The sequence below is a fragment of the Nitriliruptor sp. genome (assembly GCF_040882075.1).
Classification (GTDB): Bacteria; Actinomycetota; Nitriliruptoria; order Nitriliruptorales; family Nitriliruptoraceae; genus Nitriliruptor.
Window position 1 is genome coordinate 1 of record NZ_JBBEBZ010000099.1, and the last position, 3,901, is coordinate 3,901.

The window sequence follows — 3,901 nt, forward strand, 5'->3', positions numbered from 1 at the left end:
ACCGGTGGCGACGACGGCGTACACGGCTGCACCTTCGTGTCTCGAGCGGTCCCGCGGGGCCAACGCCGGGAGGCGTGGCGGTCGGAAGCGGGGTCCGGTTCGTCTGCTGGAACGTCGCTCCACGGGCTCCCGAGGGCCGGAGCCGTGCGGGACCCACGAGCGGACGCGGGGGGACGTGCATGAACGCCGACAGGCGTCACGCGGTCGAGGGGAGGCTACCGGTGGTCAGGACGGCCGGCAAACGGTGCCGCCGGCCCGCGCACGGTGGGCCCGCAACGACGCGGCGGACGCCGCGCAGCGGGGGGTGCGCTGCCCCCTACCCTCCCCCGCCCGACGCCGACGAGGTGCCACGTGCACGACGACGCCCCGACCTGTGCGCTGCTGACGCGTCAGCACGAGGGCCAGGTCGCCGGGACGGCCCCCGTGGCGGCCGGGTGGGTCCTGATCGAGCAGCCAGGGTCCTGGGGACGGAAGGCGCTGACGAGCTCCGGGCTCGATCCGGCGGTCGGTGCAGCCCTCGACGAGGCCTCCGGTGACGAGGTGCGCGTCCAGCTCGTGCGCCGACCCGGCCTGAACACCGATCGGCGCCGCACGCTCCTGCGGCGCACCGTCGTCCTGGCACACACGGGCGCGACCCCGTGGGCCGAGCAGCTCGAGGTCGACGACGCGCAGCTCGCCGCGCTCGACCCCACCCTCGCCGCGTCCCCGACGCCACCTGGGCTGGGGATGCCGGTCGCGGGCCCCCTGCTGCTGGTGTGCACCCACGGCAAGCGTGACCGGTGCTGTGCGACCTACGGCCGCCCGATCGCCGACGCGCTCGCGGCGCTGCACGGCGACGCGGTCTGGGAGGTCAGCCACGTCGGCGGGCACCGCTTCGCCGGCAACCTGGTCTGCCTGCCGGATGGTGCGGTGTACGGCGCGCTCCGGGTCGCGCACGCGGTGCGGACCCTCGATCTGCACCTCGCGGGCCGGTTCGAACTCGGCCACCTCCGGGGGCGCAGCGGGCTGCCGCGGCCGGCGCAGGCCGCCGAGGTGCTGGTGCGGCGGCAGCTCGGACTGGACGGTCACGCCGCCGTGCAGGTCGGCGCGGTGTCCCCCGCGGATCCCGCGGATCCCGCAGGGGACGTGAGCGTCGAGCTGGTGCTCGAGGGTGGCCGCCGCCACCTCGCCACCGTCCGGCAGGTACCGACCGGGGTCAGCTACGCGATGTCGTGCGACAGCGACGACCCGGTGGACCCGGGCCGCTGGGTGCTCATCTGAGCGACCTCAGCCGCGCATCGCCGCCCACACCAGGCGCGGGAGGGCGCGCGGATCGCGGGTCGCGGTCCACTCGCTGAGCGCCTGGCCGAGGGCGTGGAGTTCGGTGTGGGTGTGGAACCACGGCGGCTTCATCGGCATCCGGAACGGCCCGCGCACCACCGACTTCTCGACGTCCTCGAGCAGGTAGGTGTTGTGCACCACGCCGGTGCCGGACTGGATGTCGGTCGCCGGGTGGCCCGGGTAGGCACCCCAGGTCGGCGACACCATCGCGTAGGGCACCGCCGACCAGTGGTTGACCACGACCGAGCCGTACCGGAGGTCGTCGATGGCGCGTTCGACCGCCTCGGCGACGGCGGGGTCCTTGAGCGACCTCGGGTGGACGATGATCGACGCCGACAGCGTCCCCCAGAGGGTCTGGTTGCAGAACTCGACCGCCTGCTGGATGTACTCGACCACCGAGCGGGGAGCGTCGAGTCCGACCTCGCCCATGACGCCACAGAACGCCTCGGTCGTGAACGCGATGTCGTCACCGTCGTCCGGGTCGAGGTCGGGGATCAGCGTGAACGGCACCCGATCGTCGCCGGGGTCACCGAACCACTCGGCCTGCTTGTGGGCGTCGGTGAAGGCCTTCCAGCGGTCGACCGCGCCGGGGTAGTAGGGCACGCGCTGTTCGGCGCTCCGCAGCGAGTCACGGATCGCGTTCACCAGGTCACGTCGACGTGACCAGGCCCGGTGGGTGACGATCGCCCGCGCGGCGATGCAGTTGAACCCGCCGTTCTGGACCAGCATCGAGGCGATGTTGTCGCCGTGGAAGGCGATGTCACCGTCCGACCACGGGCCCGGGACGACGATGACCGGGGTGACGTTGCCGAGCTCGGAGCTGATCGGCTTGCCGAGCTTCGGGTCGTTCGCAGCCTTGCGCTTCGCACCCTCCTCGCCGGGCCCGAAGACGATCACGTCGTGGGTCTTGTCCGACCCCGTGATGTGGATCTCGTCGACGTCCGGGTGCTCGCACAGGTGCGCCCCCTCCTTGCCGCCCCCGTAGACCACGCGGAGGAACCCCTCGCGGACGAGCGCTTCGAAGGCCTCGGCGATGTGCGGGCCGAGGTGCTCGTTGACGGGGTTCATCTTCAGCACGCAGACGCGGTCCTCGGCGAAGAGCTTGGTGAGCACGTCCATCGGGCCGATCGACGACACGTTGCCGGCGCCGAGCACCAGGGCGACGCCCGGCTCCGGCTTGCCTCCCGGGCGGTAGATCCGGCCGATGCGTTCGACGGCCTGATCGAGGGTGACGTGGCGCTGGAGGCGGATCTCACCCGTGAAGCCCGCGAACAGCAGGTTGTCCTGGAACTCGGTCGGGAAGACCTTCGCCACGACCTGGCCGTTCGGGGCGAGCTCGAGCGCGGGCGGCTGCGGACGGCCCGTCTCGAGGATGTCGTTCAGCGTGGCCTTGAGCAGCTGGAGGTTGCGCAGCACGGCCGACGGGCCCGACAACCAGTCCTCGCCCATCAGCGGGGAGTCCCGCCGGATGCCCTTGGCCTCCGCTGCCCGCTGTGTCCAGGCTGGCGCGGCCGCGAGGGTGTCCTCGATGAGCTCGTCGAGGAGGGCGATGCGACCCGGCACGTCGAGCTTGGACCAGGCCGGCGCACGGTCCACGAGCGAGGCCACGGCGGCGTCGAGCTGGTCGGTCGGCGTCGGCGGGATCGAGGTCTGCGCCTCGGGGATCGCCAGGGTCCCGTGGTTGACCTGGCGCTCTGAGGTCGTGGTCACAGCTGGCTCCTCGTCCATCGCGTGCTCGATGGCCGAGCGTACGTCAGCGACACGCGCTCCCGCGGCTCGCCTGGGAACGCGGCCGTGCCGGGAACGTCAGGACCGGCCGCCGGTCCCCGCAACCCACGAGCGATGGAGGCCGGCGTAGACCCCGGTCTCGTCACCCACGAGCTCGGCGTGCGGCCCACGTTGGACGATGCGGCCGGCGTCGAACACCACGACCTCGTCGGCCTGCTCGGCGGTGGACAGCCGGTGCGCGATCGTGACGGTCGTGCGACCGGAGGTCAGGCCCACCATCGCCCGTTGGATGCGCACCTCGGTCGCGGGATCGACCGCCGACGTCGCCTCGTCCAGCACGAGCAGATCGGGGTTGGCGACGTACGTGCGGGCGAGGGCGACGAGCTGGCGCTCCCCCGCGGACAGGGCGTTGCCGCGCTCACCCACCGACGTCGCGTGGCCGTCGGCGAGCTCCTCGAGCCAACCGGTGAGCCCGAGCTCGAGCAACGCGAGGTCGAGGTCCTCGTCGCTGAGATCCGGGCGCCCCTGACGGATGTTGTCGGCGATCGTGCCGTCGAACAGCGCACCCTCCTGCGGGACCATGACGACCCGGCGGCGCAGGCTGTCGAAGCTGACCCGGCCGATCGGGACCTCGTTGATCAGCACCCGCCCCGAGGTCGGGTCCATCAGCCGGGTGAGCAGCTTGGCGAAGGTGGTCTTGCCCGAGCCGGTCTCGCCCACGATCGCGACCTTGCTGCGCGCCCGGATCCGCACCTCGACGCCGTCGAGGACGACCGGGCCGGAGGCCTCCGCAGCGGGCTCGCCCGATCGCGGGTAGCGGAAGCTGACGTCCTCGAAGCGCACGTCGATGGGG

3 protein-coding genes are annotated in these 3,901 nt (G+C 72.6%); 1 reads left to right on the top strand and 2 read right to left on the bottom strand.

Annotated features, from left to right (window positions below; all coding sequences use genetic code 11):
- Positions 1-351: 351 nt before the first annotated feature.
- Positions 352-1,260 (top strand): sucrase ferredoxin, encoded by a 909-nt coding sequence (locus WEB03_RS05710; protein ID WP_368069988.1) that lies wholly within the window; start codon positions 352-354, stop codon positions 1,258-1,260.
- Positions 1,261-1,266: 6 nt separating this feature from the next.
- Here WEB03_RS05710 and WEB03_RS05715 read toward each other — a convergent pair whose 3' ends face one another.
- A complete protein-coding gene (locus WEB03_RS05715; RefSeq protein WP_368069989.1) occupies positions 1,267-3,030 on the bottom strand; it encodes an aldehyde dehydrogenase family protein in 1,764 nt (587 codons plus the stop codon).
- A 96-nt stretch (positions 3,031-3,126) separates the two neighbouring features.
- The coding region (locus tag WEB03_RS05720) for an ABC transporter ATP-binding protein (RefSeq protein WP_368069990.1) at positions 3,127-3,901 on the bottom strand (775 nt) is incomplete at its 5' end.